General features: G+C 46.3%; 19 protein-coding genes. 15 read left to right on the forward strand and 4 right to left on the reverse strand.

Annotation, left to right across the window (positions count from 1 at the left end; genetic code table 11):
• Nucleotides 1–80 precede the first annotated feature (80 nt).
• Entirely contained in the window at nt 81–2,807 is a 2,727-nt protein-coding gene (locus MYF79_RS15250; protein WP_247814829.1) for a response regulator, read from the forward strand.
• Here MYF79_RS15250 and MYF79_RS15255 read toward each other — a convergent pair.
• Nucleotides 2,804–3,658, reverse strand: a complete 855-nt coding sequence (locus tag MYF79_RS15255; RefSeq protein ID WP_247814830.1) for a hypothetical protein — start codon at nt 3,656–3,658, stop codon at nt 2,804–2,806. The two genes, MYF79_RS15250 and MYF79_RS15255, sit on opposite strands and share 4 nt — an antisense overlap.
• A gap of 11 nt (nt 3,659–3,669) precedes the next feature.
• Entirely contained in the window at nt 3,670–9,444 is a 5,775-nt protein-coding gene (locus tag MYF79_RS15260; RefSeq protein ID WP_247814831.1) for an alpha-2-macroglobulin family protein, read from the reverse strand.
• A 114-nt stretch (nt 9,445–9,558) separates the two neighbouring features.
• Between MYF79_RS15260 and MYF79_RS15265 the strand changes: the two genes are divergently transcribed.
• The 3 genes from MYF79_RS15265 to MYF79_RS15275 all read left to right on the forward strand — a co-directional run bounded on the left by MYF79_RS15265 (nt 9,559) and on the right by MYF79_RS15275 (nt 11,270).
• Nucleotides 9,559–10,122 (forward strand): helix-turn-helix domain-containing protein, encoded by a 564-nt coding sequence (locus tag MYF79_RS15265; RefSeq protein WP_247814832.1) that lies wholly within the window; start codon nt 9,559–9,561, stop codon nt 10,120–10,122.
• A 156-nt stretch (nt 10,123–10,278) separates the two neighbouring features.
• Nucleotides 10,279–10,659, forward strand: coding sequence for a hypothetical protein (locus MYF79_RS15270; RefSeq protein ID WP_247814833.1), 381 nt, complete (start codon nt 10,279–10,281; stop codon nt 10,657–10,659).
• Between the two features lie 68 nt (nt 10,660–10,727).
• Complete coding sequence (locus MYF79_RS15275; protein WP_247814834.1) at nt 10,728–11,270, forward strand: hypothetical protein; 543 nt, start codon at nt 10,728–10,730, stop codon at nt 11,268–11,270.
• Nucleotides 11,271–11,416: 146 nt separating this feature from the next.
• Here MYF79_RS15275 and MYF79_RS15280 read toward each other — a convergent pair whose 3' ends face one another.
• Nucleotides 11,417–12,043: a hypothetical protein gene (locus tag MYF79_RS15280; protein ID WP_247814835.1), complete on the reverse strand. Its 627-nt coding sequence runs from the start codon at nt 12,041–12,043 to the stop codon at nt 11,417–11,419.
• A 513-nt stretch (nt 12,044–12,556) separates the two neighbouring features.
• Between MYF79_RS15280 and MYF79_RS15285 the strand changes: the two genes are divergently transcribed.
• The 8 genes from MYF79_RS15285 to MYF79_RS15320 all read left to right on the forward strand — a co-directional run bounded on the left by MYF79_RS15285 (nt 12,557) and on the right by MYF79_RS15320 (nt 21,076).
• Entirely contained in the window at nt 12,557–14,536 is a 1,980-nt protein-coding gene (locus MYF79_RS15285; RefSeq protein ID WP_247814836.1) for an alpha-L-arabinofuranosidase C-terminal domain-containing protein, read from the forward strand.
• Nucleotides 14,537–14,886: 350 nt separating this feature from the next.
• Entirely contained in the window at nt 14,887–15,333 is a 447-nt protein-coding gene (locus tag MYF79_RS15290) for a hypothetical protein (protein ID WP_247814837.1), read from the forward strand.
• A complete protein-coding gene (locus MYF79_RS15295) occupies nt 15,326–15,757 on the forward strand; it encodes a multiprotein-bridging factor 1 family protein (protein ID WP_247814838.1) in 432 nt (143 codons plus the stop codon). The genes MYF79_RS15290 and MYF79_RS15295 overlap by 8 nt, the downstream gene beginning before the upstream one ends.
• 12 nt (nt 15,758–15,769) lie before the next feature.
• Nucleotides 15,770–16,204: a hypothetical protein gene (locus tag MYF79_RS15300; RefSeq protein ID WP_247814839.1), complete on the forward strand. Its 435-nt coding sequence runs from the start codon at nt 15,770–15,772 to the stop codon at nt 16,202–16,204.
• A 325-nt stretch (nt 16,205–16,529) separates the two neighbouring features.
• Nucleotides 16,530–17,837: a TolC family protein gene (locus MYF79_RS15305; RefSeq protein ID WP_247814840.1), complete on the forward strand. Its 1,308-nt coding sequence runs from the start codon at nt 16,530–16,532 to the stop codon at nt 17,835–17,837.
• Nucleotides 17,838–17,853: 16 nt separating this feature from the next.
• The gene (locus MYF79_RS15310) at nt 17,854–19,107 is read left to right on the forward strand and encodes an efflux RND transporter periplasmic adaptor subunit (RefSeq protein ID WP_247814841.1); all 1,254 of its coding nucleotides are present in this window, start codon (nt 17,854–17,856) and stop codon (nt 19,105–19,107) included.
• Entirely contained in the window at nt 19,104–19,853 is a 750-nt protein-coding gene (locus MYF79_RS15315; RefSeq protein ID WP_317233114.1) for an ABC transporter ATP-binding protein, read from the forward strand. Before MYF79_RS15310 ends, MYF79_RS15315 begins: the two co-directional genes overlap by 4 nt.
• Before the next feature lie 2 nt (nt 19,854–19,855).
• The gene (locus MYF79_RS15320; RefSeq protein ID WP_247814842.1) at nt 19,856–21,076 is read left to right on the forward strand and encodes an ABC transporter permease; all 1,221 of its coding nucleotides are present in this window, start codon (nt 19,856–19,858) and stop codon (nt 21,074–21,076) included.
• A 46-nt stretch (nt 21,077–21,122) separates the two neighbouring features.
• On the opposite strand, the gene MYF79_RS15325 is transcribed toward MYF79_RS15320, so the two are convergent.
• Nucleotides 21,123–21,539, reverse strand: coding sequence for a four-helix bundle copper-binding protein (locus MYF79_RS15325; protein WP_262922394.1), 417 nt, complete (start codon nt 21,537–21,539; stop codon nt 21,123–21,125).
• Between the two features lie 40 nt (nt 21,540–21,579).
• On the opposite strand from MYF79_RS15325, the gene MYF79_RS15330 reads away from it, so the two are divergent.
• From MYF79_RS15330 to MYF79_RS15340, 3 genes are all read left to right on the forward strand, one after another.
• Nucleotides 21,580–22,473 carry an S-adenosyl-l-methionine hydroxide adenosyltransferase family protein gene (locus tag MYF79_RS15330; RefSeq protein ID WP_247814843.1) on the forward strand — a complete coding sequence of 298 codons (894 nt, stop codon included), beginning with the start codon at nt 21,580–21,582 and terminating at the stop codon, nt 22,471–22,473.
• Between the two features lie 56 nt (nt 22,474–22,529).
• Complete coding sequence (locus tag MYF79_RS15335; protein ID WP_247814844.1) at nt 22,530–24,743, forward strand: helix-turn-helix domain-containing protein; 2,214 nt, start codon at nt 22,530–22,532, stop codon at nt 24,741–24,743.
• A gap of 112 nt (nt 24,744–24,855) precedes the next feature.
• Nucleotides 24,856–25,884: an LLM class flavin-dependent oxidoreductase gene (locus MYF79_RS15340; RefSeq protein WP_247814845.1), complete on the forward strand. Its 1,029-nt coding sequence runs from the start codon at nt 24,856–24,858 to the stop codon at nt 25,882–25,884.
• Nucleotides 25,885–25,995 lie beyond the last annotated feature (111 nt).

Raw genomic sequence — 25,995 nt, forward strand, 5'->3', positions numbered from 1 at the left:
TACATTAACAGGCTTTTACACCAGAAACCAGGAAAGAAGTGAACAGCATTTAATTCATCCACAGTGAAAAGCTTTAATGTTTGAATGCAATATTACAGGAGAAACTGAATAGACAGACTGAATTAGCCTCTCTTGTTTGCAATGTACAGGTAGCAACGATCTCTATCATCGATGATCAACAGCAATCCGTTGTCGTTGCATCAGGCATTCCTATTACCGCAAAGGAGGCTGCATTCCACATTACCTACGATCTGGTATCTTCTTCAGGAGAGCTGTTGGGTACTTTATCACTCATGGATAAAGCCCCCCGGCATCTTGACGCCCTGCAGCAAAAGCAGATGAAGATTATAGTCAGTGATGTCACCGCAGAGATCATCGAGCATAACCGCCGGGAAGCGCTGCAGAACAGCGAACGTAATTTCCGTGCTTTCTTCGAGCTGGAGAAGGACCTGAAGCGTACAAGGGAGATACTGGAGCGCACCAGCCAGTTATCACGTATAGGCGGCTGGGAGGTAGACCTGGTCAATAAGGAAATGTTCTGGTCTGACGTTACAAAGGAAATCCATGAGGTACCACCTGATTTTAGTCCCACGTTATCTGCAGCCGTAGGCTTCTACAAAGAAGGAGAGAGCCGGAAAAAGATCACTGCCGCTCTCAAAGAGATCATTGAAACCGGACGGCCCTGGGACCTCGAATTGCAGATCGTTACTGCCACAGGGAAGGAACGATGGGTAAGGGCTGTCGGAAATGCCGAGTTTGAGAATGGTAAATGTAAAAGGCTATACGGCACCTTCCAGGACATCTCCGTATCTAAAGAAACGGAACAGGAGCTGATCTCCCAGCAGGCAAGCCTGGCGGCGGCCAAACAACAGGCGGAACAGGCCAATATAGCCAAATCTGAATTCCTGGCCAATATGAGTCACGAGATCCGTACGCCGCTGAACGGGGTAATAGGCTTTACGGAGCTGGTACTTAAAACAGACCTCAATGAGACCCAGCATCAGTACCTCTCTATCGTTAATCAGTCGGCCAACGCACTCTTAAGCATCATCAATGACATCCTTGATTTCTCCAAGATAGAATCAGGCAAGCTGGAACTCGATATTGACAAATACGACCTTTATGAGTTCAGCAGCCAGGTAAGTGATATTGTGAGTTATCAGGCCCAGCACAAAGGCCTGGAAATGCTGTTGAATGTTTCTCCCAACCTGCCCCGCTTTGCCTGGTTCGATGAAGTTCGCCTTAAACAGATCCTGATCAATCTCCTGGGAAATGCCGTGAAATTTACCAGTAATGGGGAGATAGAATTAAAAGTAACACCGCTCGAAATAAAGGAAGACGGCAAAGCCAGGATCAGGTTCGAAGTAAGGGATACCGGTATCGGTATCAAGCCGGAAAAACAATACAAGATCTTTGAAGCTTTCCGCCAGGAAGATGCTTCCACCACCAAGAAATATGGCGGTACCGGCCTGGGACTTACCATCTCCAATAAGCTGCTGGCCCTGATGGGAACCCATCTGCAAATTAAGAGCAATATAAACGAAGGAAGTACCTTCTATTTCGATATTGAACTGCCAACTGCTGAAGCGCCTCCCGACAAATGGGAAAGCCTGGAAAAGATCCGGCAGGTGCTGATCGTGGACGATAATGATAATAACCGCACGATCCTCAAGGAAATGCTATCGCTGAAAAACATTGCCTGTACAGAGGCCCGCAGCGGGTTTGAAGCCCTTGACACACTGACTAAAGGGGAACGCTTTGATGTCATCCTCATGGACTACCATATGCCCTATATGGATGGACTGGAAACAGTGAAAAAGATCAGGCATCATTTCGGCAGGCTGCCGGGAGAACAGGGCGTGATACTCCTGCACAGCTCTGCCGATGATGAAAGGATCATCAGGGTCTGCGACCAGCTGGACATTGGCCTGCGCATGGTGAAGCCAATTAAGATCAATGAGCTGTACAACAGTCTTTCCATGTTGATCAGAAAGGAAAAAAGGGCCAAACGTCATAAACACGAAAAAGAAGAACAATGGATCGGTGGCAGACTGAATATTCTCATTGTCGAAGACAACCCGGTGAATATGCTGCTGGCCACGACCATCGTAAAAAGGATCGCACACGATGCCCGTATCTATGAGGCCCAGGATGGCATTGAAGCTGTTCGCATCTGCCGGGGAAAGATCCCTGACCTGATACTGATGGATGTGCAGATGCCCGTCATGAACGGTTATGAAGCAACTAAAAAAATACGGGAAATGCCGGGCGGCCAGCGTGTTCCCATTATGGCATTGACGGCAGGTAATCTCAAAGGTGAAAGGGAAAAGTGTATAGAGGCCGGCATGAATGACTTCATTGGCAAACCGCTGGTGCAGCAAAAACTGTTACAGCTTTTCCGCAAATGGCTGACAGTTGTTATCGAAGATAGCCCTGTTACCCTTACCACTGAACAGGAAGCAAAAGAGACACATTTTGATATGGGCACACTGGAAGCTTACCTGGTAGGAGAGGACAGATCAGTACTGAAACAGTTATTAAAACTGACTATAGAAGAGTTGAAGACATCCGTAGCAGAAGTGCAGGCGGCAGCAGCTGCTGTAGACATCCGTAAGATCAACCGTATCGGCCATAAGATACGGGGCACCTCACAGATCATTGGCCTGGCCAAGCTGGCCCGTATAGCGGACCAGCTTGATACCCTGACGGTCAAACGTGAACCGGAATTCGGTTTCCTGATAGAATCTATGCAGGAAGAATCCCTGCTTGTGATAAAATTAATGGAAGAGCAAATAATGAAGATTTAGTCTGCTGCATTCACAAACTGGTTAAACCTGGTGATATATGCTTTCCTGTGTTTCTCATCTGTATCTGTAAAGAAATAGCCGTGATAATCCCTGTCAAGCTGGTAATGTTTAGCCCCCGTCAGCTGCAATGTCCTGGAATCCACAACACCGATTAGTTTATTCTCGTAGAATACCAGTACCGTACGATAGCCGGGAGACGGATCATCGGCCGCACTTTCGTAGTTGTAATATTCAATATAAGGCTTATTATTATCGAGTGGTTCCAGCTGGAACTGTTTGATAAAAGACTGCATGTCTGCCAATGTTCTGCCTGTATGTTCCTTTAAATAATCAGCGAGGACGGTTTCGATGACAGAACCGGTTTTTATCCTGCTTTGTTGTACAGCAGCATGAAATACGCCTGTATTAACGCCCTTGTCGTTTTTAAACGTCATTTCTATTACCACATCTTCCAGCACTTTTCCTACTGTTTTACCATCTGCAATAATAGCTGCCCCCTTTTTTAACACCTGGCCTTCTGTCTGCCCATCACTGAGCTCTGTTGTAACCAGTGTTGATGCCCAGCCTTTTTGCGGGATGCCCGCTTCCAGTTGCACATTGTCATTGACCTGAGCAATAGGGTGACCATTAGCGGCGTCAAGAAGGGTTACTGTACCTTGCGCCCTTTCCCTGATGATCTTGTCTGGTGCAGCTTCCGGTGTTGCGGGTGCTACCGGTTTAACGGGCGCCGCGACTTGTTCGTCATTTTTCTCTGCAGTTTGAACCGTACTGTCGGCCTGTTGTTCCTGTCGTCTGTTCTCTGCGCAACCAGCAAGGGTGAGCGCTAACAGGATGTATGAATAGTGTTTCATGATCGCTAAAATTAATGAATATAAACTGTTTTCAAAGCCTCTCTTCCCATAAATACAGGGAAGTATTGCATTTCCGCTTTGGCCGGATTCAGATAGTAATGCCCTGAATAACGAGGCAATAAGGATACATAAAAAGTATGTGTACCTGCCTCCAGCTCGCTGCAGAAAATGCTGACCCTATCCTTGAAATGCTCCCTGTGCACTTCATGACTGGCCCATGATTGTGCTTTGCCGTTATAAGAGCAGCCGGCAGGAATCGGAATTTCAACCAATACATAGTCTGCATTTTTTTGAGCTGTTACCTCTACTTTTAATGTTACAGGCACGCCTGCTTTTAAATCCTCTTGCACCTCGCCATTGTCGGTGAAAACAGATGATATGGTAAACTGGGCGGAGATCTTTTCCGGTTGCCTGTTGAAATACTGCTGATAGGCAGTAAAGTAAACGGGCCGTTTTCCCTGTTTGCTGATGCTTATCTTTCCGGCGCCTGTCAGTGTATCTGTGTAAGGAAATTGAGATACAGTTGTTCCGTTTATGCTCATTGCAAGCGGTCCCTTTGATTCGTCTTCCAGTATATCCGGAAGGATCGTTTCCAGGATAAGGGATGACTCATAGGTGTTCCGCCAGTGCCCGTCTTTCCGCTGTTCCAGGAAGTAGCCCCGTATTTTTTGAAGTAATGGCTCGTAACCTCCGGCCTGGCGAAGAAGTTCGTACACCTGCAACGTTTGCTGTATGCTGTTATTAAACAGATCATAACTTTCTTTACCCCAATAAGCATTGCCCAATAGCGTATTCTTTTCTGCGGATAGAATAGCCATGAGGTTCAGGGGCTGACCGGTAGACCTTTGCAAAACAGCTAACCTGATAGTATCATAACCGGTTTTGCCTGATTGGGCTATGAGATGATCAGTGTAGGACCGGTAATTGATCTTTGCGCCAAGTTTTGCCAATAGCTGCATACAGCCTATGCTGTCTCTTTCCTTGCCGCTGTTTAATTCATAGGTGAAATAATCAATTGCAACCTGTTTACTGAGGTTTGTTTTATATCCCTGCTCCTCCGCCATCAGGAGGGCTTCTATTACATGGCGTGAGATCCACAGCGAGATGGGAGAATTTTCCCACCATCCCCATAGCCCGTTCGTCTTCTTGTCGTTGAGCTGCCTGAGAATATTGTTAATGTCTTTCTCTTTCTTAAAATCTTTCTTCAGGTATGTGCACACTTTCTTTTCCAGCAGGTAGGCTTTTAGTTTAGAAGCCAGTTGCTCGCTACAGAGATACTTGTATTGTTGGAGGTGCGTGATCTCGTCCAGTAACACCGGAAGCAATGCCGCTTCTGCGCGTATCTGTATCGGTTCGTCCCTGCCAGGTGTATATGTAAAGGTGGTGTCGTTGTAAAGGGTGGCAAACATACCTGTTGTCTCGGACGTGCCTCGTTTTTGAACGGGGATCTTACGTTGTTCCCCGTCAATGTATCCGTCTTTGTTCACTTCGTATTTAAAACTGATGCTGTCTGTTCCGATGGCTTCAGGAATAAGGACCTGCACAGTATCAATGAAGGCATTTTTAAAGCTATTGGTGCGCCTTCTGTACACGCTGTCATTCATACTGAAAGTGTGTGTTGCACTGATGCTGTCCTGCGTATAGTTCAGGGCTTTGGTGATGACTCCAACTGAATCTCCTTCAATAGTGAAAGCCGGTAGTGCGAGATTGCCACTTAATGCTTTGAATGAACGGATCTGTATCTTTCTCAACCCTACCTGTTTTTTGTCTGCCATGGCAATAGCATAGGCGTCCCAGCTGGTAATATCGTCCGGAAAGGTAACTTTAAAAGAGGCATTACCGTTTTCATCTGTCCTAAGCCTGGGCTGCCAGAAGGCATCATCCCGGAAGTTAGTACGGAGGCTGTTTACAATAGTTTGCTGTGGCTGATCATCCTTGCTATGCAAGTCCCGGGATCGGATGGTTACAAGAATGACTCCATTAGCACCTCTGGATCCATAGAGCGCTGTAGCCTCGGTGTTTTTCAATACGTTGAGGTTTTTGATCTCCTCTGCCGGCAGGTCGCTTAGCTTTCCTGAAAACGGCACACCGTTTACAATGATGAGAGGGTCGATGGTGGGCGAAAAGCTGTTGATTCCTTTAATTTCAGGATAATATAGCCCTTCGGACATTGTTAATGTTTCCGTTTTTAGCCTCGTCGCATTGCCTGTGATGAGCCGCTTTTTTGTTATGCCATATGCTACAACAACTGTTTCATTTAGTTGCTTAACATTGTTTGTTAAAGTGATTTTATAAACATCATTATTTGTAAGACGTTGTTCCACAGATTGGCACCCAATGCTTGATATTAATAAAAAACCTCTGTTTGTTGTACGTAGCTGAAATTCTCCTTTGGCGTTAGTGCTACATCCGGTTGCCGTGCCGCGGAGTATAACAGATGCCCCTGGTATTGGGGCTCCTTTGCTGTCCACTACCATTCCAAAGATAGTCCTTGTGAGGTTGGTGGTGTTGAAGTTCCTTTTATTAAAATCTTCGGCTATCTGTATCGCCACATTCGGTACATCGGTCACATTGTTAGTTACTATTTCTGTAAGCCGTTTCTCCAGGTCGGTACTCAGACTATCCGCCGGTAAGATGTCGATATGTTCGGGAGAATAGTAATGCAACGCATTTGCTTTAAAGCAGATGCTGTCTTTTACAAAATATCGTCCTCCGGTAAGTAATACTAAAAGTTTAAAGTAACCGTTGTCCATTCCGGAAATGTTGTCTGTTTCTCCTCTGTAAGATCTGGTGAAGGAGGGATCATCACTGCGGAAAAAAAGATATTGAAGTACCTCCCCGGAAGATATGCCGGAATGGCTGAGGTTAATGATTAATCTGTTCCTGTTACCACGAACATAGTTTTCATTCAGAAGATCTCTTTTTCTTATTTCGTTGAGACTATGCTGATAGAACAGGCTATCTGCCATATGTTGCGACCAGACCCTTGCCGAGAGAGATGTATCTGTGTTATGCAAACTGAGGTATTTATATGTTTTGAACAGATTCCCGGTTTGTTTTTGTTTAATCAACCCTTGTCTGATTTCAAATGCGTATCCTGGTTCTGGCGTAAAATCCTGTGACAGATAATCTTTTACAATTAGTGAAGCGGTGTGGCTGGTAAGCGGCCCAGTAATATAACTGGTAGGAGAGGTGGTGTTGTTTCCTGGGGCGCCATTCAGCCAATGCAATTGACCTTCCTGGACAATATATGCCGGACGGTTGCCGAATGTGTTATGAACACGTACCATGTACCTGTATATACGTTGTAATTCTGTCTCCGTCAATTCTTCAGGCACACTTTCAATGCGAAAGTCCGGCCACTTAATAGCACTGTCTATGCTGATGAAAGTTTTTACACCTGCAGTGACTGTCATATTAAATGATATCCGCTGATGTGATGTTCGTAAACTGATCCGGTGCTGACCGGGTGTGACCCTGACGCTGTACGCCTGTAACGGATCTGCAAGACTGCAATACACCGGTATTTCGTCGACTGACAGGATATGGACCGGATGTATACTACCGCCAGAAAAAACAAAAGTGGCTATTTGAGTGATGGTGTCGGCCGCAGGCTCAGTGTAGACAAAATAAGGAGACGGGTGTGTAAACCGGAAGAAAATCAAACTATCAAGGCCCATTTTAGTTTTATACTGTTGCCAGTCCAGTGCCAATGCCTGGGAGAGATTGCTTAAAAAGCTTGCATAAGGCGGATGGTATAGTCTCCTTTTCCGGAATGGGCGTTGATAGAAGGATATTATAGGGCCGTCTTCTTGTTTAAATTTGCTTGTGTATGCATAGGCCGTAACATCAGCTCCCTCCACAGGCCGCTGATATTTATCTTTGACATTTATAGAGATTTCTGCAGCCTGGCCGGGATAGACTTGCTTAGGAGCAGCCACTGATACAGCCAAGGGATGTCCCGGATCAGCAAAAGATACAGATCGTTCTTTTATCGTTCCTTCCCATATATAATTGATGCGAAGCTCGTATTGTTGTTTATTGTTCGTGGGGCCGCTCCATACCAGGCTATGTCCATAACCACGTGACACGATCCTGCTATGTTCGAATATATAGTACCAGAAAGAAAGTTGTTGCGGGTTTTTTATTTTGACTGTAGTTGTGTCATTGTCCCAGGAAATGTCATAGCTAATAGGCTGATATTCCTCACTGAATGTATATTTGTCTTCAATATCTTCGCTTTTAAATTTATATGTGGATATGAACGGGTTTATTTTTATTGCTGCAGGAAGTTCAACAGAGACTGATTCAATGGTGTCATTGTTGTTAGTGACGCCATAGATAACGGTTGTTTTGTGTTTTGATCTAGCGGTCGTGATGTAAAGGCTGTCATTTTTTAATTCAAACGAAAGAGAACCATTATTGTAATTGTGTTGCTGCCAGAGTGTGTATGTATCGCGTTCATTGTTACTGTTTGTGAAAATGCAGGCAATATTATAACGGAGATCTGCTTTAGGGAAGATGCTGTCTGGTAATAATATCTTTGTTTCACCAATGGCATCCATTAGGCCCGAATACTGCCAGAGTGTATCCGGGATAAATATGTCATCCCCATAACACTTTATAATCTCTTCGGTGGTGACTATGAGCTGAACGGTACCATCCATCACCGGTAATTCATTTTCATCTTTTGCCTGGCAATAAACGGTGGTTTGCTCTTTGTCTCCGGAAGTTGTTTTATCTGTTCTCGCGGTAAAGCTAATTGCGTGCAATTCATAGTCTTCCAGGTCAAAGCGCGTTCTTGCCAGTACCTTTCGCTGAGCCATGTATTCATCGTCTTCCAGGTCTCCTTCGTATGTATTCAGATTATAACGCCTGCTATCAGTTGTTTCCAGGGTCACCCGGTAGTTTTCATCCAGGTCCAGATCCATTGCAGGAGAGCATACAAATTCATAAGTATAGGCCCCCGGAGAATAAGGGGTAAGTGTTGCAAGAATCGTATCTATATCGAAATACCTGTCAGATAACCTCAATAATAGTGATTTATTGACAGGGCTGCCTTTTTTATCAGTAATGAAGGCTTTCAGTTTAACGGTATCACCTGGTTTATATTTGGGTTTATTGGAAACTAGGTATCCGAGAAAACGTCTTTCATATGCCAGGGGAGAGTACTCATCTTCTGACCGGTATCGGTGGTAATTGGGATGTTTTTTTTCACGGAATGAAATACCGAAACGCGTTTTTTTCCAGAATTTGTTTTTGGAGGAGGGGATACTTCTTTTCAAAATCATGCAGTTTAATATTCCTTTATGGTATACCTCGAGTATCCCTCCCTTCTGGTACTTCTCTAATCGCCAGCTCCTGGACTGGGCATCATATGGTACCGTATTCCTGCCTATGCGTACGGTAGCATCTTCTATAGGATTTCCGCGCTGATCGTGCAGTACTACGATAAGATCTCTCGCATTATTGAGCTGCCTCGGATACGCACTGGGGATGTGAGTGAATATTGTCTGTAGTTTATCATTCTGGGCATAGACCCTAAGGTAGTTGCCTGGTGGAATGTGCTCGGGAATTTTACTGTCGTGTGGGAATGAGTCCTTCAGCGCATGAAGAAATAAGGAATTGACCTTATGCATGCCATAAGTGTGGATCTGTAAGGTTTCTTCGTTGCTCAGCTCATAGAGATAATCGTACACACTTGTACGGCGGCTCAGGGATAATGGATGTTGTGCACTTGTTGTGAAATATGATAACAAGAACAGTAACAATGGCAGTCTTTTCAAAGGTAAAGTAGTTGTTGATGGTAAAAATTGCAAAGCGTTGTCCCTTCCCCGAAGATAGTCGAAATATAAATAAGTTCATTTTATCGCGTAACTTCGCCACTTCAATTCCGATCAATGCATCTGTTTATAAAAAATATGGTTTGTAACCGCTGTATCCTCGTGGTGCAGCAGGAACTGGAAAAACTGGATATCCCGTACGCAAAAATAGACCTGGGAGATGTTGAAATGGAGAAAGTGCCTGCTCCTGAAAAACTGGAGGCGCTCGGAAAGCAATTACATGCCCTTGGCTTTGAGTTGCTGGACGACAAGAAGACCACATTGGTGGAAAAACTAAAAACAACTGTTATCCGCCTGATCCATGGCAACGAGCATGAAACACTCAATACCAAGTTGTCTGTTTATTTACAGGAGGCTTTGCAGGTGGATTATCACTATCTTTCTACACTGTTTTCTTCTACAGAAGGACTTACCATTGAAAAATATGTTATCCTGCAACGTATTGAGCGCGTGAAAGAACTGTTGCAGTATGATGAGATGAACCTTAGCGAAATAGCTGACAGTCTTGGCTATAGCAGTGTACAGCACCTGTCGCAGCAGTTTAAGAAAGTTACAGGGCTTACGCCGACAGGTTACAGACAATTGAAGGAGAATAACCGGAAACCGCTTGACAAAGTATGACGTTGATACATGTCTCATAATTTTAGTGCTTACCGGGCTGGCTATGACCAGCCCGTTTTATTTATAGCTATTTCATCGCCAGTACTTTCTGATGGATGAGCGGTATAATAATTGCTTTACAACCACGTTATTAAACCGGACAGTAAACCCAGGCATATGTTAAACTTCACCTGGAAAGAATTTTATCAGCCTGCCAGCATTGTATCAGGTTATATTATGCTGGCAGGTATATTGACCCTAAGCAGCTGCAAAACCAACCAGGGTTTTGATCGTGGTTATGACCCTGCTCCCAGGGGAGGGGCAGAGTACCGTTTCGAGGAAGGTTTGCGCGGGGAGAAGAAACCTCAATATCTTTTCGACAAAAAGACCCGTAAAGAAATGGCGAAGATGGGATATCCTACAGGGGTGTCCAACGCGGCTCCACCTGCAGAGACAGGAGGGAGCAAAGTCGGTACGCCCACTAAAACTGATACCCAAAAGACGGCGCCAGCTGATAGTATCCATGTGGATTCCGTTTATAAGGTTCGTCCCCAATAACCCCTTTATTCCAGTTGTTTGATTTAATGTGAATTACTTACATTTGTGGAAATTTTAAAATATCCTCTATGTTAAAGACCTTGTACACCGCCGGCCTGTTCATTGCCGCTACCTGCATGTTTGGCAATACGGCCAAAGCTCAGTTGAAAGGATTCAGCATCGGTCCATATGTTGAAGCCGGTACCCCGGTAGGGGACTTTAAGGACACTCACAACACCGGTTTTGGAGGTGGCTTGAATGCCGACATTAAGCTGATTGCAGGATTTGGCGTAACCGGTTCCGCAGGTTTCATGTATTTTCCGGGTAAAAGCTATACCTACCTCAGTGGGGGGGGGACTGAACTCACTGCGAAGGCCGAGTCCCTGAAAGCTTTACCGGTAAGAGTTGGTCTGAAGTACAAATTCGGCTTCCCTCTGTTGTACGTGAAAGCTGAAGGTGGTACAGCCACTTTTGTAGGCGGGGATGGTGACAATTATAAAGGTACTGCTGCTATTTTCGCTCCTGGTCTGGGAATTCGTTTCCTTGGACTGGATGTAGAAGCAAAATATGAGGTGTGGTTTAAGAACGATAACCGTGGTTTCTTCGGTCTGAAAGCTGGTTACAACTTCTAGTTGATTATTCTTATTTATTATATAAGCCGTCTCAGCAATCTGGGACGGCTTTTTTGTTTTGTCAGGTGACCAGGAGCTGATTGGTATATAACATAAAAAAGACCGCCTCATGTACTGAGACGGCCTTTTTAATGTTAGACCTGTAATTACTTTTTGTTCACTTTCACCGCTTTTGACTTCCTTGCTGCGGAAGTGTCAGCTGGAGTTTTGGCAGCAGTATCTTTCTTGATTACTGCTGTGTCGCGTTTTGCAGCGGCAGTGTCAGCTACTGCGGTGGCAGTATCCAGTTTCGCTACGAAGCTGGCTGTGTCCTTCATAGCGGCAGTATCAGCTTTAATAGCAGCAGTGTCTGCAGATTTAAAAGCTACAGTATCTGCTTTGAAAGCAAAATTAGCTGTGTCTTTAAAGAATGCAGTGTCTTTTGCATAGCTAAAGCTGGCAGTGTCCTTGCCGAAGGCAGCTGTGTCTCTTACAAAGGATGCTGTGTCAAATTTGAAATTAGCAGTGTCTCTTGTAAAAGCAGCTGTGTCCAGTGAGAAATTGGCGGTGTCTGCTTTGAAATTAGCCGTGTCCAATGCGAAGTTGGCTGTATCCATTGCGAAGTTAGCAGTGTCTGGTGCAAAGTTTGCCGTATCTCTGACGAAACTTGCAGTGTCCAATACAAAATTAGCGGTGTCCGCTTTAGTTGTCATTGCATTTACTGCGTTAGTCTGCGTCAGTGCGAATGCTCCCAGGCCAGCCATGAGGCCAAATCTCAATAATTGCTTTTTCATGGTTTTTCAATTTTAACTGGTTAAAAAATAAAAGATCTCAATAAAAGATGGTTGTCATACAATTCAACCAAAATCTTGCGAGAATACTCTAACGAAATGTTAAAGTGATTTTAAATCTTTTTAATTTACTGGTTTTCATTGTATTGTGAACTTTTTCTTTTTTGAGTAGTTTTGACCGGAAGGTTAAGCCTTACTGATAAAAGTAAGGAGAAAGAGATAGCAACCTGTAGATCACAGGTAACAATTCCGGGTACACGCTTTCCCATTTTTAATCCATCATGTGAAGAATAAGGTATGCGCACGTTCTTCAGCGTGCCAAAATGATGCTGCGTATATTAATACTACCAGTTTAAAAATCTTATGAGCGTCGTAGTATTTTCAGATGAGCGTTGGGCAACCTGAAATTTGCGCGCTTCCCGGTGATTTATATTAAATGTCACTTTAACACAAAAAGTGTCTGTAGATGTTTTGGATATTGATTTTTGGGCGTATATTGTTGTGTCAATTCCCTTTATGAGAACAATAGTTAAACTTATTGCGGCAGGATTGCTGTCGCTGACAGGAGGCATATCATCTGCGCAGACAATTACCTTGAAAGTGAACAAACCACTGGCACCCGTACAGCCTACTATGTGGGGGATCTTTTTCGAAGACATTAATTTCTCTGCGGATGGCGGAATCTACGCGGAACTGGTGAAAAACCGTTCCTTTGAATTCTCCGACCCATTGATGGGCTGGAAAGAAACCAGAAAGGCGGATGCAGGCAGTGTACTGATCGTCAACCGGGGCAATGAACGCGCTGCGAATCCGCGGTATGCACATGTAACAGTGCAGGCCGGCGATAGTACATATGGCTTGTTTAATGAGGGATTCAGGGGAATGGGGTTCAAAAAGGACCTGCGCTACGACTTTTCTTTCTGGGCAGGAAATACTGCAGGTAACCCGCTGATAAAACTTGTGTTGCTCGACGAGAAGGGAGCGTCCCTGGGAGAGGTTGCTGTTCCATCGACGGGGAAGGAATGGAAAAAGTATACGGCTTCGGTGACCGCATCACGGACAGTTGCAAAAGGTGGGTTGGAATTGCAGTTTTCCGGTAACGGCAGCCTGGATATTGATATGGTCTCATTATTTCCGGGGGATACCTGGAAACAGCGTCCCGGTGGATTAAGGAACGACCTGGTTCAGAAGCTGGCAGATCTGCATCCCGGGTTTGTACGTTTCCCCGGCGGATGTATCGTGGAAGGACGTGATCTGGCTAACCGCTATCAATGGAAAAGAACAGTAGGGAAAGTGGAAGACCGTACACTGATCGTCAATCGTTGGAATACCGAATTTGCCCACCGCGCACCGGGCGATTACTTCCAGAGTTATGGCCTGGGCTTTTATGAATATTTCCTGCTTTCAGAAGATATAGGCGCAGCGCCATTGCCTATCCTTAATTGTGGCATGGCCTGCCAGTTTAATACAGGTGAGGTGGCCGCCGATGAAGATGTTGCTGTATATATCCAGGATGCGCTGGATCTGATTGAATTTGCCAATGGAGGTACGGATACCAGGTGGGGGCAATTAAGGGCCGAAATGGGGCATCCTAAGCCTTTTAATCTCCAGATGATCGGCGTAGGGAATGAACAATGGGACAGTCAGTATATAGCCCGGTATCAGCGTTTTGAACAGGAACTGAAAACAAAACACCCGGAAATTAAACTGGTATCCAGCGTGGGGCCATTCTCCAGCGGGAAGCAATTTGAATACCTGTGGTCAAAGTTACGGACCTCTAAAGCAGATCTTGTAGATGAACACTATTATATGCCGCCTGAGTGGTTCCTGAAAAATACCACCCGCTATGATAAATATGACAGGAGCGGACCCAAGATCTTTGCCGGTGAATATGCGGCTCATATAAGAGTGGCAAAGGAAAATGACAGTGAAAAAGGAGAGACACGCAATACATGGGAAAGCGCGCTGGCAGAAGCGGCTTTTATGACCGGGCTGGAAAGGAATGCGGACCTCGTGCAAATGTGTTCTTATGCACCACTGCTGGCCCATGTGGAGGCCTGGCAATGGCGTCCGGACCTGATATGGTTTGACAATCTGCGTTCGGTAGGCACCCCCAATTACTATGTACAGCAGCTTTTCGCCAATAACAAGGGCACACATACCATTCCTGTTACCTTGAATGATCTGGCCGTGACAGGGCAGGATAGTGTTTATGCCAGTGCAACGATCGACCAGCAAACGCATAAAGTACTGCTGAAGATAGTAAACGCTTCCGGCAAAACGCTGAATTATAAGCTGGCGCTGGATGGAGCGGTCACTACGAAAGAAGGGGCTGTACAGCAGGTGCTGACGGCGAAAAATAAAAGTGATTTCAATACACTGGATAATCCATCAGTTGTAAAACCGGTAGCGCAGCCGCTAAAACCGGTTAAGAATAATGTGGATGTTCAGGTAGCGGCAAACTCTTTAAACGTCATTACAATATCCTACAAGTAGGCGAATGTTTTTTGCTAACGGAAACGCATGCATTTTTTGCATGCGTTTTTTTGTTGGAAGAAGAAATAAAATTTGGGAAATAGAAAAAATGTGTAATTTGGTATGGAGATTATTGTTGTTAATCTTAGAACTCCCCTTTTGAACCATTTCTGGTTGTTGCTTCTGATGATATTTGAATGAAGTCTCCTTTACGAAAGTAAAGCGGAGCTTTATATGTCATAACCTTATGCCTTTGAAGAGTTAAGAAAAAAAAATGTTGGTTTTTTTGATTAAACCAAACGTTATTTGTTAACTTTGAACTTAACTTAAAAGTGAAGTGCTATAGTGGTAAGTTAAAACGGATGATACGTATGAATAAGATCACATATTATTCATTCCATATTGAGGGAGATGATCTTTGTGAAATGGAAAAGTTTGTAACCAAATTCAATGTCCCGGCCTATAAAGATGATTATGAAAATATCATGTTTGTTATAAAACAGATGGGAACATGCACAGGTGCAGAAGAACACTATTTCAGGCATGAAAGAGCTGCAGAGGCATTGCCTCCGCCATACAGGTCCGGCGTTGTGAGACTTTATTGCAGCAGGGTCAATACAGGTATTGTAATATTAGGGAATGGCTGTGTTAAAACAAGCCAGAAGGTGCAGCAAAGTAAGGATTGCCTGTTTCATTTTGAATTGATGAATGCATTAAGCAGGCATATTACGCAAAGGATTGTGGAAGGAGAGCTTAGAATATTCAACAGGCAACTGGAAGGAAATTTACATTTTAAAATAGGAGATTGTTATGAGTAAGATTTTCGAAGACGCGTTAAACGCATTACCGGCACATGGCCTGGAAAGGGCCGCCATGAGTCTTGAGGTCGCAGACCGTATCCATGCCATCCTTGAAAAGAAAGGAATGAGCCATAAAGAGCTGGCACAGGCCCTTGGCAAGTCAGAGTCCGAGATCAGCAAATGGATGCGGGGTACACACAATTTTACTTTTGAGACCATCGCCAAGATAAACCTGGCCCTGGGAACAAAATTGATTCAGGTGCCCAAAGGCCGGGTAGTAAGGCAAGCCAATGGACGCCTTGCCACCTCTGATGCGACAGTAATTGAGATAGCGCCGTTGAAGCCCGCTGTTGGCGCATCTGATGCAGCGCAACAGGGGCCTTTATATGAGAAAACAAAAGACAGGAAGGCAACATTACCCCTTACTTTGAACAGAAATTAGTAATCATCGGATATGCCCAGATTCAACATCAATATTGAAACCCTAGACATCAGGGAATATAAGGCTTATAACCCGCTGGAAGAAAAGAACACATATAACGGAGAGATGAAACTGCTGGCGTCCGTAAGGGTCAACGCCAAAGAGAAAAAAATTGCAGTCGTGATGAAGGTAGAGGTATATGTACAAAATTCGGGAAGTTCGCATATGACCCCGGTGGGTTATATTGAAACAGTCTCGGTGTTTTCAGCAGTGAATGAATGGAAAAAGGTCAGGATAGGAAAGAAGCCATCCGATGTTGAAGTAGATAAAGAGCTGGAGGATTTTCTGGTTGATATCTCTTATAATAGCACAAGAGGACTGTTGTCTGAAAAGGGCAGAAACGACCTGATAGGGAAAGTGATATTGCCGCTGATAGATCCGGCGGATGTAAAAAGGGAGAAGGCATAAGAAGGCTGGTAATACTACAGCACTTGGTTAATTCCGATGAAAAGCAGTTAATTCCAATAACACAGATAATTTCAGGCAGCTTTCTTCTCTTATGTGATAGTTTGTAACTCCCGGGAAGTTTGTTTTATTCCGATTATTTATAATGCTTCTGCTTTTATATAGGCCTGCTCATCGGGCAGAAATTGCCATCGGTGGATTTTAAGGCATCTTTAATCCTGCTATGCCTGCCATGGCATACTTTTTAGGCTTTATACAGAGACCGGGTTACCAGAAAAGCAAGTATATGGTCAACAGATATATTTATCGGGTTCTCTTTTTGATAATCATGTTGAGGGTACATCCTTTACATGCGCAGGATAGTACCGCTTTACCCGGGCAATTGCCCCCAAAGTGGGACCTGCAGGCCTGCCTGGATTACGCAAAGGCTAATAATATTACGCTCAACAGCTACCGCCTGAGTCGTCTTAGCAGTGAACAGGATCTGCTGTTATCGAGATCGGCGGTTCTGCCTGATCTTTCCGCCAACGTGTCGCCCTCCTTAACACATGCCAAAGAAATAGACACCGCAAACGGCAACTTCCGGTCACGCCTGAGGTTCTCCGGGAACACTTCTCTTAATTCCGCTGTAACACTATATAATGGAGGATACCTGAGAAACGATATTCTGCAAAAAGACCTGCTGGTGAAGGTAGCAGGCCTGGACCTGGCAGCAGCAGAAAATGACATCACACTTCAGATCACCCAGGCATACCTGAACATCCTGCTGGCGAAAGAGAATATTGTATATGTAAAAGACGTAGTGGCTACTTCTGAAGCCCAGGTACAGCAGCAGCAGCAATTTTACAATGTGGGCTCGGTAGCGTTGAAAGACCTTATACAATTACAGGCGCAGCTGGCCAACGATAAATATACACTGGTAACGGCACAGAATACCCACCGGCAGAATGTGCTGGTGCTGAAACAACTGCTACAGCTACCCACAGAAACGCCTTTCGAAATTGTGGAGCCGGACACTTTAATGGGGTATGCGCTGCTCACTCCATTGCTGGAAGCACAGAAAACGGCGCTGGCCATCCGGCCCGAAGTGAAAAGCAGTGAATTGGGAGTACAGGTGGCAGAACTGGACGTGAGGAAGGCAAGGGCCGGCTACCTGCCTGCGCTTAGCGCGGGTGCAGGCATAGGTACCAGTTATGCGCAGGGCGATTACAATACCTTTCTGAAGCAGATGGATAACAATTTCTATCAACAGGTAGGGTTGACCCTTTCTGTTCCCATCTTCAGCCGCAGGGCAAACCGCGTCAATGAAGAAAAGGCGAAGATCGGTGTGGAACAGGCGGAACTGACTTTGCAGAATACCCGCATCAATCTGTCACAGGAAATAGAACGGGCATATATAAATGTGCTGAATGCGCAGGGGCAGTATGACGCGGCTGTCGAACAGCTGCGTTATACGCAGGAAAGTTACCGTATTGCAAATGAACAGTTAAAGATCGGCGCAGCTAATACGGTCGAAGTATTACAGCAAAAGAACCTCTATATACAGTCCATGCAGTCATACATCCAGGCTAAATACAGCGCGGCTTTATACGTCAGGATATATGATTTCTACAGGGGAGTACCTGTTAAATTATAGCATAAAATAACAAGGGATGAACAGGAAGATTGTAATTACAGTATTGGTGCTACTGGCACTGGTAGCAGTCTGGTACTTCTTTTTCCGCAGGAAAGAGAATCCTGTGGTGATCAGCACACAGAAGCCCGTTTACGGGCATATCTCTACCAGCGTAACTGCCACGGGTACAGTACAACCTGTGGATACCGTGGCGGTGGGTACACAGGTTTCCGGAATACTGAAATACATTTACGCTGATTTCAATTCAAAAGTAAGAAAGGGGCAATTGCTGGCCGAGCTGGATAAGGTATTGCTGCAGGCAGAGGTAGACCGTAACAAAGGGCTGCTGGCAAATGCGCAAAGCCAGCAGGTCTACCAGGAAGCCCAGTTCAAACGGCAGGAACAGCTTTATAAGGTGGGGGCCATCAGCAGGGCGGACTACGATAATGCGAATTATCTCTATAAGGCGGCTGCTGCCAGCGTTGAGAGTGCCAGCGCCTCATTGAAAACAGCGCAAAGGAACCTCTTTTTCGCCGATATCTATTCTCCGATCGATGGTGTGGTACTGAACAGGAATGTGAGTGTGGGACAAACAGTGGCGGCCAGCTTTAATACCCCGACATTCTTTGTGCTGGCGAAAGATATTACCAAAATGCAGGTACAGGCAAGCGTGGATGAAGCAGATATTGGAAATGTGCGGGACAGTCAGCGGGTATCCTTTACAGTAGACGCCTACCTCGATCAGGAATTTGCGGGAAAGGTACAGGAGATCCGTTTGAAGCCATTGGTATCTGCCAATGTGGTGACATATACCACGATGATCAGCGCATCTAATGAGGATATGAAGCTCAAACCGGGTATGACCGCTACTGTAACCATTTATACTGCTGAAAGGGACCATGCTATGCTCATTCCCGCAAAAGCACTGATGTTCAAACCCGATTCTGCACTGTCGAAGAAATATACGCTTATCGCCATAGCGCCACCGGCTGCGGAACGGCATAAAAGAGCAATGCCTGTTACCGGCGGCAGCAGGGATACCACCAGGCCTATGAGCCCCGGCAAGGGTAAGGTCGCTGAGGCCTTGAACTATGTTTGGGTAAAAAGGGGAGATACCCTGCTGCAGAAGAAAGTGGAGATCGGGCTGAACGACAATACCCGGGCAGAAGTATTATCCGGGCTGTCTCCGGATGAAGATGTAATAACAGGTATGCAGGAAATAACTGATAAGAAGACTGCTGGTAGTGGCGGACAGGCCAGTCCTTTCATGCCGCAAAGAAGAAGAAGATGAGCAAAAAGATCCTCGAAATACAGAACATCAAACGGGAGTTCCATATGGGCACGGAGACAGTGCGTGCCTTAAAAGGCGTTTCCTTTGATGTCTATGCTGGTGAATTTATCACAATTATGGGCAGCAGTGGCTCCGGTAAAACCACCCTGCTGAATATATTGGGTTGCCTGGATAAACCGACGGACGGCAATTATAGCCTGGATGGGGTCAACATAGGTCAGCTGTCGCGTAATGAACTGGCACGTTTACGCAACCGTAAGATCGGTTTCGTGTTCCAGGCTTACAATCTTCTGCCCCGTACCTCAGCGCTGGAAAATGTGGAGCTGCCATTACTGTACAATATGGACATCAGTCATGAGCAACGCCGGGAGAAAGCAATACGCTCCCTGGAGGCCGTGAAGCTGGGCGAAAGACTGGATCATACTCCCAGTCAGTTATCTGGCGGGCAGCAGCAACGTGTGGCAATTGCCCGCGCCCTCGTGAATGAACCGGTAATGATACTGGCAGATGAAGCGACCGGTAACCTGGACACACGTACTTCCTACGAGATCATGGCGCTGATGCAGGAATTGAATAGAGAACAGGGGAAAACGATCGTGTTCGTTACCCACGAGCCGGACATAGCTGCTTTCAGCAGCCGTACGGTCATGTTGCGCGACGGAAAGGTGGTAAAGGATACTGTCAATGAAAATATACGTTCAGCAAAAGAAGCGTTGGCGGCATTGCCGCCGGCAGATGACTATTGATTATGAATATTCTGAACCTTATAAGGATCGCGTTGAAGGCCTTGCAGCGGAATAAACTGAGGGCTTTTCTCACCATGCTGGGTATCATTATCGGGGTAGCCGCGGTGATTGCCATGGTGGCTATCGGACAGGGCTCCAAAGAAAGTATCCAGTCGCAGCTTTCCAGCATGGGATCCAACATGATCACTATTCTGCCTGCCAGTAATGTAACAGGCGGCGCCAGGCTGGAAGGAACCAGCGTACAGACCCTGACTATCGAAGATGTAAAGGCAATACAGAAACAGGCACTTAATATCAGTGCTATTTCACCGGCAGCCACTTCTTCCGGACAATCTATCAACGGCGCATTCAACTGGCCTACCAGTATACAGGGCGTGAGCCCTGCCTACCTGGATATCCGTAAATGGACCCTCCAGGATGGCCTTGCTTTTACAGACGAAGATGTAAGGGCTTCTGCCAAGGTTTGCCTCCTGGGGCAGACGGTGGTCAGTAACCTCTTTCCAAATGGCGAGAACCCCGTTGGAAAGATCATCCGTTTTAATAATATTCCTTTCCAGGTTATCGGGGTGCTGGCCGCCAAAGGACAGAGCTCTTTCGGGCAGGACCAGGACGATGTGATCCTGGCGCCCTACACTACCGTACAGAAGCGCATTCTGGCCACTATTTATTTTCGTACACTCTATGTTTCCGCAGTGAGCGAAGCTGCTACAGATGCAGCCACGAAAGAGGTTGAGACCATTCTGCGGAAAACCCACAGGTTGAGAGATGCCGATGAAAATGACTTCCAGGTAAGAACAATGGCTGAACTGATCAATACACTGAGCTCTACCAGTAATCTGCTCACCATACTGCTCACCGCCATTGCCGGTATCTCTCTTATTATCGGCGGCATCGGCATCATGAACATCATGTACGTATCTGTTACAGAACGCACACGGGAAATTGGATTGCGTATGTCTATCGGTGCGCGGGGTATCGATATACTGATGCAGTTCCTGATAGAAGCAATTATGATCAGTATTACGGGCGGACTGATAGGCGTAGTTTTAGGAATTACATCCGCAAAGCTGATCACCTATTTCCTGAACTGGCCGACATTAGTATCAGAGTCTTCCATCGTATTGTCTTTCATGGTATGCGCACTGACAGGTGTTTTCTTCGGATATTATCCTGCACAGAAAGCTTCCCGGCTGGATCCTATTGAAGCCTTGCGATATGAGTAACATGTTCAGGATTGGGCAGATCCCTTCATTTCAGGAAGTATGTTCATTAAGAGATCAGCATTTTTCTGCAGGCGTCAGCACATTGTTTACAGGCCTCCGCACATTCCCGGCAGTGTTCGTTACTGTGTTTACCACATTCTGCGGCACAGGCATCACAGATATCGGCACAAACAGAACATAGTTGCACTGCATAGGTGCTTCCCAGGCTCATTAGCTGTGCCGCCGCATAACAGGTGGCCGCACATTCCATGTCCAGCCTGATACATTGCGCCATCATGGCCACATCTTTCTCCTCAGTGCAGGCAGATGCACAATGATTACAAATAGCGGCGCAGCGCAGGCAACTGTCGATACAATCCTTGTAAAAATGATAACCGTTCATGTCCTTTGAGTATTGGTGGTTAAAGAATAAAGCATGCTCCTGGAACATTGTACCAAATACCATACAAATTTGAACAGGCATACTCAACAAATATTGCGGAAGAATTTGCTAATTTGCGTAGATGAAACATACATTCCTTTTCCATTGTTTGATCTTTATCTGCTTCTCTGCCTTTGCACAGAAGCGGCATGCATTGGTCTTCCAGACGGACTTCGGATTGAAAGACGGAGCCGTAGCTGAAATGAAAGGCGTAGTATACAGCCTCTCTCCCAATATACCGATGTTCGATCTGACGCATGAAATACCTGCATATAACATCTGGGAGGCCGCTTACCGCCTGCAGCAAACTGCTCCTTACTGGCCGGCAGGTACCGTATTTGTATCTGTAGTGGATCCCGGTGTAGGTTCCGACAGGAGATCTGTAGTATTGAAAACAAAAACGGGTCATTATTTTGTAACGCCCGACAATGGCACGCTCACGCTGGTAGCCCGGCAACTGGGTATTGCAGAGATCAGACAGATCGATGAAGCAGTGAACCGCAGGAAGAATTCCGGCGCATCCTATACTTTCCATGGCAGAGATGTCTACGCTTATACAGCTGGTAAACTGGCCGCCGGCAGGATCACATTTCCCCAGGTAGGTCCGAAACTGGCTGATTCCGTGGTAAGCATCGCTTTCCAGTTACCGGTATTTGCCAATGATACCGTAAAGGGCAACATTCCGGTACTGGATGTGCAGTATGGCAATATCTGGACGAATATCGATCAGCAGACCTTCAGTAAGCTGCATATACAGCCGGGAGATTTATTGAAAGTGCGCATTTACAAGGGGAATGAACTGGTGTACAATGGCGCTATACCATTTGCGAACACATTTGCCGCTGTTCCCGAAGGAAAAGAACTGGCTTACCTGAATAGCCTGCTCAACCTGTCATTTGCCGTGAATATGGGCGACTTCTCCACCGCTCATCATGTGAAAAGCGGACCCGAATGGAGTGTGACGATCAGTAAATAGTGCTGATTTTTATCTAATTTCGGCGCCTTGCATTTTTTAATCTTACTTTTTTTCGGATGTCACAACCAGATAGTAATAACAGGATGTTCCATCTGGCGGCAGACTATATCAATCATACCAACCGCCATATCTTCCTGACCGGTAAAGCCGGTACAGGAAAAACCACTTTCCTGAAATATATAAGACAACATACTGCCAAGAATACTGTTGTAGTGGCGCCTACAGGTGTTGCTGCTATTAATGCGGGAGGGGTGACCATGCACTCTTTCTTTCAGTTGCCCTTTGGTCCCTACATACCAACAGGAGCGCATCTTTTCGGTGTAGACAATGGTGTAACAGACGCACATGCCTTGTTCCGCAATATCCGTTTCAATCACGACAAAAAAGAACTGCTGCGTGAGATGGAACTGCTGATCATTGACGAGGTGAGTATGGTACGCGCAGATACACTGGATGCGATAGACGCGATCCTCCGGCATTTCCGTAACCAGCCTTTATTGCCCTTCGGAGGTGTACAGGTATTGTACATAGGCGATCTTTTCCAATTGCCACCGGTAATGCCGGATGAACAATGGCGACTGCTGAAAGACTGTTATGAAAGCGTATTCTTCTTTCATGCAAGAGTGATGCAACAGGCGCCACCCCTGTTCATCGAATTGAATAAGATCTACCGGCAGAATGAAGCCGCCTTCATCAACCTGCTGAATGGTGTGCGTAACAGTACGCTGGACTGGGATGATCTCGATACCCTGAATCAACGCTACCTGCCGCATTTTACCGGTGAGGGAGACCAGTATATCGTACTCACCACCCACAACCGCAGGGCAGATGAGATCAACAATGCACGCCTGGCAGCCATGCCCGGCAGTATTCATACCTTCACCGGAGAGATCAAGGGCGACTTCAGTGACAAAGCCCTGCCCACAGATATGGACCTCCGTATCAAGCCAGGCGCACAGGTAATGTTCATCAAAAACGATGTGGCGGAACCTCGTCGTTACTTCAATGGAAAACTGGCGACTGTCAAGGAGATCCTGCCAGACGATAAGATCGTGGTCACATTGGCCAACAGCGGGGAAACACTGGTCCTGGAGAAAGAGACATGGCGAAATATCCGTTATTCCTGGAATAAAACGGAAGGAATGGTGGATGAGGAAGAAATAGGCAGTTTCACACAGTATCCTATCCGCCTCGCATGGGCTATTACGATACATAAGAGCCAGGGCCTTACTTTTGAAAAGGCCATTATCGATGCAGGGAATGCATTTGCGCCCGGGCAGGTATATGTGGCTTTAAGTCGTTGCACTTCCCTGGAAGGCCTGGTATTGCATTCGCGCATTCACCCCGGCGCTATCCGTACGGACGAACAGGTGCTGGCCTTCTCTTCCCGTTTTCATAAAGAGGAAGAACTGGAAATGCTGCTGGAAGGAGAGAAGATGGTTTTCTGGGCGGAACAGCTGTTAAAACTGTTCAGCGCTGAGAAGATCCTGGCGGAGTTACAATTGCACGCCGCCTGGTTACGCGATAAAAAAATGGTTGGCATGGAAAGCGCCGTAACCCTGAGCAGGAACCTGCAGCAGCGGGCAGCCCAGCTGCATGAAGTAGGATTGAAGTTCAGACAACAACTGGATCCTTTGCTGAAAGAAGTATTGCAGACAGGTAATACTGCTCTTTTGAGTGAACGCGTCGGCAAGGCCGTGGCCTATTTTACCAATGAGATGTATGAATCCTTTATACAGCCGGTACGCCGGGAAAGAGATATTGTAAAGGATATTCCCAAGATAAAAAAATATGTACTGCAGCTTTCAGGCCTGGAACATTTTCTCTGGAGCCGGCTCCAGCTCTTTGCAGATGCCAGTTATGGCAATGTAAAATTCAATACCGGACTGCCAGATTACGAAACGCTGCGCCGGCCTCCGGCAGAGGAGAAGGAGAAGGTGAAGGAAAAGGCTGCGAAGAAGACCCGGGAGGCGGGCGATAGCCGAAGGGGAACCCTGGAACTGTTCCTCGCTGGAAAAACACTGCAGGAGATTGCGGTGGAACGGGGACTGGCAATGAGTACTATCGAAAGCCACCTGGCTGATTGTGTGGCGAACGATGAATTGCAGCTGAACCGTTTCATGGATGAAAAGAAAATCGCCCTCATATTGCCGGTGGTGAAAGAGCTGGGGGCTACCGCTTCCGCACCTGTAAAAGCCAGGTTAGGAGAAAGTGTAAGCTGGGCAGAGATCAGGGCCGTACAGGCGCATTACCGGAAGACGATGGAATAAGATGGCTGAAAGCTGCCTTCATAAAGACAATTGAGTAAGAAAAAAGGCCAGATACTGATAGTTTCGTAATTCTTTTGTAATTTTGGAACGAACATTCTAAAAAGGATTATTCATGGCCGACAGGAAATTAAGAATCAGCGTACTAGATCAGTCCCCTATCCGTAGAGGCAGCAATGCCGTAGAGGCGCTACAGGAAAGCATTAAGCTGGCACAGCTTGCCGACCGCCTCGGTTTCACCCGATATTGGCTTTCAGAACACCACAATACCCGCTCACTAGCAGGAGCATCACCAGAAATATTGATCGCGCGGCTGGCAGCTGCCACTAAACATATACGCCTGGGATCAGGCGGCGTGATGTTGCCTAACCACAGCACCCTCAAAGTGGCAGAGAACTTCCGCCTGCTGGAGGCACTTTATCCGGGGCGTATTGACCTGGGTATAGGCCGCGCGCCCGGAGGAGACCGGCTCACGGCCCATGTGTTGAACCCTTCCAATACTTTTGAACCTGGAGACTTCGTACAGCAGGTGAACGACCTCGAAGGATATCTTTCCGATTCCCGCGAGGCTGGTACCATCCATGAGAAAGTAATGGCTATACCTAAGATAGATACTGCCCCTGAGCTATGGATGCTGACTTCCAGCGGCGAAAGCGGCCTGTTGGCGGCTCGGCAGGGCTGGGCCTTATCTTTTGCACATTTTATTTACGCGGTAGGTGGTCCGCAGGCCATAAAGACCTACCGTGAGAAATTCAGGCCCTCCCGCTTCCTGCAGGAACCTGCCGCCAGTGTAGGGATCTTTGTTTTCTGTGCAGACACGCAGGAAAAAGCGGATGAACTCCAGGCCATGATGGACTACCGCCTGCTGAGTTTCGAGAAAGGCAGGTTCGATGAATTTCCTTCCTACGAAGAAGTGCGGGATTATGAATACTCAGACATGGAATGGCAACGCGTAATGGCTAACCGGGGACGTATGATTGCCGGTACCCCGGATCAGGTGAAACAGCGTATGTTGAAGCTGGCGGACGACTACGACGTAGATGAGATTGTAGCCGCTACCATGGCAGAACATGTGGAAGACCGTTTCCGCTCCTATGAATTGCTGGCTGAGATCTTCCAGCTGGAGCCGCGCAACATCTCATAGATCGTTTCAGCAGCCCATTGCCGTACAAGGGGGTATCATGATAAATTACTTTCCCGGAAAGTATGCTCCTTCGAAGCAAAGAGATACACCAGTGCCTTAACATTCTCATAA

The organism is Chitinophaga filiformis, from assembly GCF_023100805.1.
Classification (GTDB): domain Bacteria; phylum Bacteroidota; class Bacteroidia; order Chitinophagales; family Chitinophagaceae; genus Chitinophaga; species Chitinophaga filiformis_B.